3 protein-coding genes and 1 pseudogene are annotated in these 3,601 nt (G+C 59.6%); all 4 read left to right on the top strand.

The annotated features are described in order from the left end of the window. Positions 1-615 precede the first annotated feature (615 nt). Positions 616-1,653 (top strand): annotated as a pseudogene (epd, locus tag HT737_RS13330) (erythrose-4-phosphate dehydrogenase); the annotation flags it as partial. Between the two features lie 48 nt (positions 1,654-1,701). After that, on the top strand, positions 1,702-2,865 hold the full coding sequence (locus HT737_RS13325; protein WP_131670574.1) for a phosphoglycerate kinase: 1,164 nt from the start codon (positions 1,702-1,704) through the stop codon (positions 2,863-2,865). 34 nt (positions 2,866-2,899) lie between these two features. After that, positions 2,900-3,121 carry a hypothetical protein gene (locus tag HT737_RS13320; RefSeq protein ID WP_007961876.1) on the top strand — a complete coding sequence of 74 codons (222 nt, stop codon included), beginning with the start codon at positions 2,900-2,902 and terminating at the stop codon, positions 3,119-3,121. Positions 3,122-3,178: 57 nt separating this feature from the next. Continuing rightward, on the top strand, positions 3,179-3,511 hold the full coding sequence (locus HT737_RS13315) for an MliC family protein (protein ID WP_047297097.1): 333 nt from the start codon (positions 3,179-3,181) through the stop codon (positions 3,509-3,511). The last annotated feature ends 90 nt before the right edge of the window (positions 3,512-3,601 follow it).

Raw genomic sequence — 3,601 nt, 5'->3', positions numbered from 1 at the left:
CTTATCCAGAAGGATGGTTTCCACGAGTGATTGAGTGTTTTTTTGATCAAGTCTCTACATGCCACGTTTCATAAGGCCTGCAGAGGATGGCGAACACGTTATCCACAGAAGCGCCAACAGAGTTCGGGGGTAACTTTGCTGCAGCTGTGGAAAAGCGCTGAGTGCTAAGCAATTCGTGGGTTTGCGCGGGAATTATCAGCTTTAAAAGCATAATCGATCATTTATTGAGCAATTCTCTACAAGCCATGGTTCATAAGGCTCACAGCGTATAGCGAACATCTTATCCACAGAAGCGCCAACAGAGATTGGGGGCAACTCTTGAACTTATTCAGGAGAAAACGTCTGGAAAAACCGTGACTTAGACTGGTTGTTTTTTGATCTTGGGCCTGAAGGGCTTGATTGGCGTGGGGTACAGGGATGGGCGAACACGTTATCCACAGATCCGCCAACAGGGATTGTGGGTAAACAACACCAAATCGTCGAACCACATCCTGTAGGAGCTGCGGGCACGCTGCGATCTTTTTGATCTTGATCTTGAACAACAGGATCAAAAGATCGCACCTTCGGCAGCTCCTACATGGGGTTGTGTTGTTAGCGAATACTATCGAGAACCCCATGCCTCAACCGCGTCCCTACAAAGTTGCACTCAACGGCTACGGCCGGATTGGTCGTTGCGTCTTGCGTGCGTTGTTCGAGCGTGGCGAGAAGGCCGGGTTTGAGATTGTCGCGATCAACGATCTGGCGGACATGGCCAGCATCGAATACCTGACACGCTTTGATTCCACTCACGGCCGGTTTCCCGGCGAAGTGCGTGTAGAAGGCGATTGTCTGCATATTAATGGCGACTGCGTGAAGGTCCTGCGCAGTGCCACCCCCGAAGGCATCGACTGGGCGGCGCTGGGCGTCGACCTGGTGCTCGAATGCTCCGGCGCCTACCACACCCGCGAAGATGGCCAGCGTTTCCTCGACGCCGGCGCGCCCCGCGTGCTGTTCTCGCAACCGATGGCCAGCGAGGCGGATGTCGACGCCACCATCGTCTACGGTGTCAATCAGGATTGCCTGACTGGCGCCGAACTGCTGGTGTCCAACGCCTCCTGCACCACCAACTGCGGCGTGCCGCTGTTGCGTCTGCTGGACAAGGCGATTGGCTTGGATTACGTGTCGATCACCACCATTCACTCGGCGATGAACGATCAGCCGGTGATCGACGCCTATCACCATGAAGACCTGCGCCGCACCCGTTCGGCGTTCCAGTCGGTGATCCCGGTGTCCACTGGTCTGGCGCGTGGCATCGAGCGCCTGCTGCCGGAACTTGCCGGGCGAATTCAGGCCAAAGCCGTACGCGTGCCGACGGTCAACGTGTCTTGCCTCGACATCACGATGCAGACCGCCACCGCGACCGATGCGGGCGAGGTCAACCGGATCCTGCGTGAAGCCGCCACCAGCGGCCCGCTCAAGGGACTGCTGGCCTACACCGAGTTGCCGCACGCCAGCTGTGATTTCAACCATGACCCACATTCGGCCATCGTCGATGCCAGTCAGACCCGTGTTTCCGGCCCCAAACTGGTGAACATCCTGGCCTGGTTCGACAACGAATGGGGTTTTGCCAACCGAATGCTGGACGTTGCAGACCACTATCTGCAAACAGCGATTTCAAAAAAAACCTGCTCTCTAAGAACAGTTACTCAGGAAGTGCGACCCATGACCGTGTTGAAGATGTCCGACCTCGATCTGCAAGGTAAGCGCGTATTGATCCGCGAAGACCTCAACGTCCCAGTCAAGGACGGTGTTGTCACCAGCGATGCGCGTATCCTGGCTTCGCTGCCGACCATCAAGCTGGCCCTGGAAAAAGGTGCGGCGGTGATGGTGTGTTCGCACCTGGGCCGTCCGACCGAAGGCGAGTTCTCCGCCGAGAACAGCCTCAAGCCAGTCGCTGACTACCTGAGCAAGGCTCTGGGCCGCGAAGTGCCGCTGGTGGCCGATTACCTGGATGGCGTTGACGTCAAGGCCGGCGACATCGTGCTGTTCGAAAACGTGCGCTTCAACAAGGGCGAGAAAAAGAACGCCGACGACCTCGCCCAGCAATATGCCGCCCTGTGCGACGTGTTCGTGATGGACGCCTTTGGCACTGCTCACCGCGCTGAAGGTTCGACGCACGGCGTGGCCAAGTTCGCCAAGGTCGCCGCGGCAGGCCCGCTGCTGGCCGCTGAGCTGGAGGCACTGGGCAAGGCGCTGGGCGCGCCGGCCAAGCCAATGGCTGCGATCGTTGCCGGTTCCAAGGTGTCGACCAAACTCGACGTCCTCAACAGCCTGAGCCAGATCTGCGATCAACTGATCGTTGGCGGCGGCATCGCCAACACCTTCCTGGCGGCCGCCGGTCACCCGGTCGGCAAGTCGCTGTACGAGCCGGACCTGCTGGACACCGCGCGCGCCATCGCCGCCAAGGTCAGCGTGCCGCTGCCGGTGGACGTGGTGGTTGCCAAGGAATTCGCCGAAAGCGCCGAAGCCACCGTCAAGCTGATCGCTGACGTTGCCGCTGACGACATGATTCTGGACATCGGCCCGCAAACCGCGGCCAACTTCGCCGAACTGCTGAAATCGTCGAAAACCATTCTGTGGAACGGTCCGGTCGGCGTGTTCGAATTCGATCAGTTCGGCAACGGCACCAAAGTGCTGGCCCAGGCCATCGCTGACAGCGCCGCATTCTCCATTGCCGGCGGTGGCGACACCCTGGCGGCCATCGATAAATATGGCGTGGCCGAACAAATCTCCTACATTTCCACCGGTGGTGGCGCGTTCCTCGAATTCGTCGAAGGCAAGGTGCTGCCGGCCGTTGAAGTCCTGGAAAGCCGGGCCAAGGCCTGAGGTCGCCCGGTTGGCCAGGCAAAGGAGTGTTCAGATGGTCAAGTCGTTAGCGCTGTTGTTGCTGACCGGTACGCTGGCGGCCTGCGGGAGTAACCCGAAGGCCGAGGCCACGCCCGCGCCGGATGCCGCGCAGAAAGGCTGCTACCAGGCCGACTGGCAGGCCGAAACCAATCCGGTGCTGAACAAGCGCTCGGGGCCGGACGGCCTGGACAAATACGAGACGCAAACCCCGGCCAAGGAACATGGTTGTCCTTGACCGGTCTGACTCTTTAACGCAGGGCTGGCGGCGTGCGCTGTCAGTCGAGGAACACGGATGAAAGGCTTGATCGCCATTGCGGCGTTGGCATTGTTGGGCGGTTGCGCGCAGATGAACCTGTTTCAGTCGTCCGCGCCGGCGGATAGCTGGACCACCTGGACCTGCGACAGCCAGGCCAAAGTGCTGTGGCGTTACGCCGATGCCGGCCAGAAGGAAGTCGATGTCCGGCTCGGTGGCGGTGATCAGGTCTATCGTCTGAAAGAAGAGCCGGGCGCCTCGGGCGTGCTGTACAGCGACGGCATGCTGGCGTTTCACGTCAAGGGTGACGAAGGCCTGGTGTACTGGGTCGCCACCAATGACCTGATTGGCCGCGGCTGCAAGGCCGAGTAATTGAAGCACTGCGATTCTCATGTGGGAGCGAGCCTGCTCGCGAAAGCGGTCTGACAGGCACTGCATCAACGACTGCGAGATTGCTTTCGC

This window comes from Pseudomonas sp. MD195_PC81_125, from assembly GCF_014060985.1.
GTDB classification, from domain to species: Bacteria; Pseudomonadota; Gammaproteobacteria; order Pseudomonadales; family Pseudomonadaceae; genus Aquipseudomonas; species Aquipseudomonas parakoreensis.
This window is presented reverse-complemented; position numbering and strand designations above follow the sequence as displayed.

What these genes read in the sequence shown, in the direction of transcription:
- HT737_RS13325 (WP_131670574.1), top strand. Translation starts at nt 1,702, where the DNA reads ATGACCGTGTTGAAGATGTCCGACCTCGATCTGCAAGGTAAGCGCGTA.
- HT737_RS13320 (WP_007961876.1), top strand. Translation starts at nt 2,900, where the DNA reads ATGGTCAAGTCGTTAGCGCTGTTGTTGCTGACCGGTACGCTGGCGGCC.
- HT737_RS13315 (WP_047297097.1), top strand. Translation starts at nt 3,179, where the DNA reads ATGAAAGGCTTGATCGCCATTGCGGCGTTGGCATTGTTGGGCGGTTGC.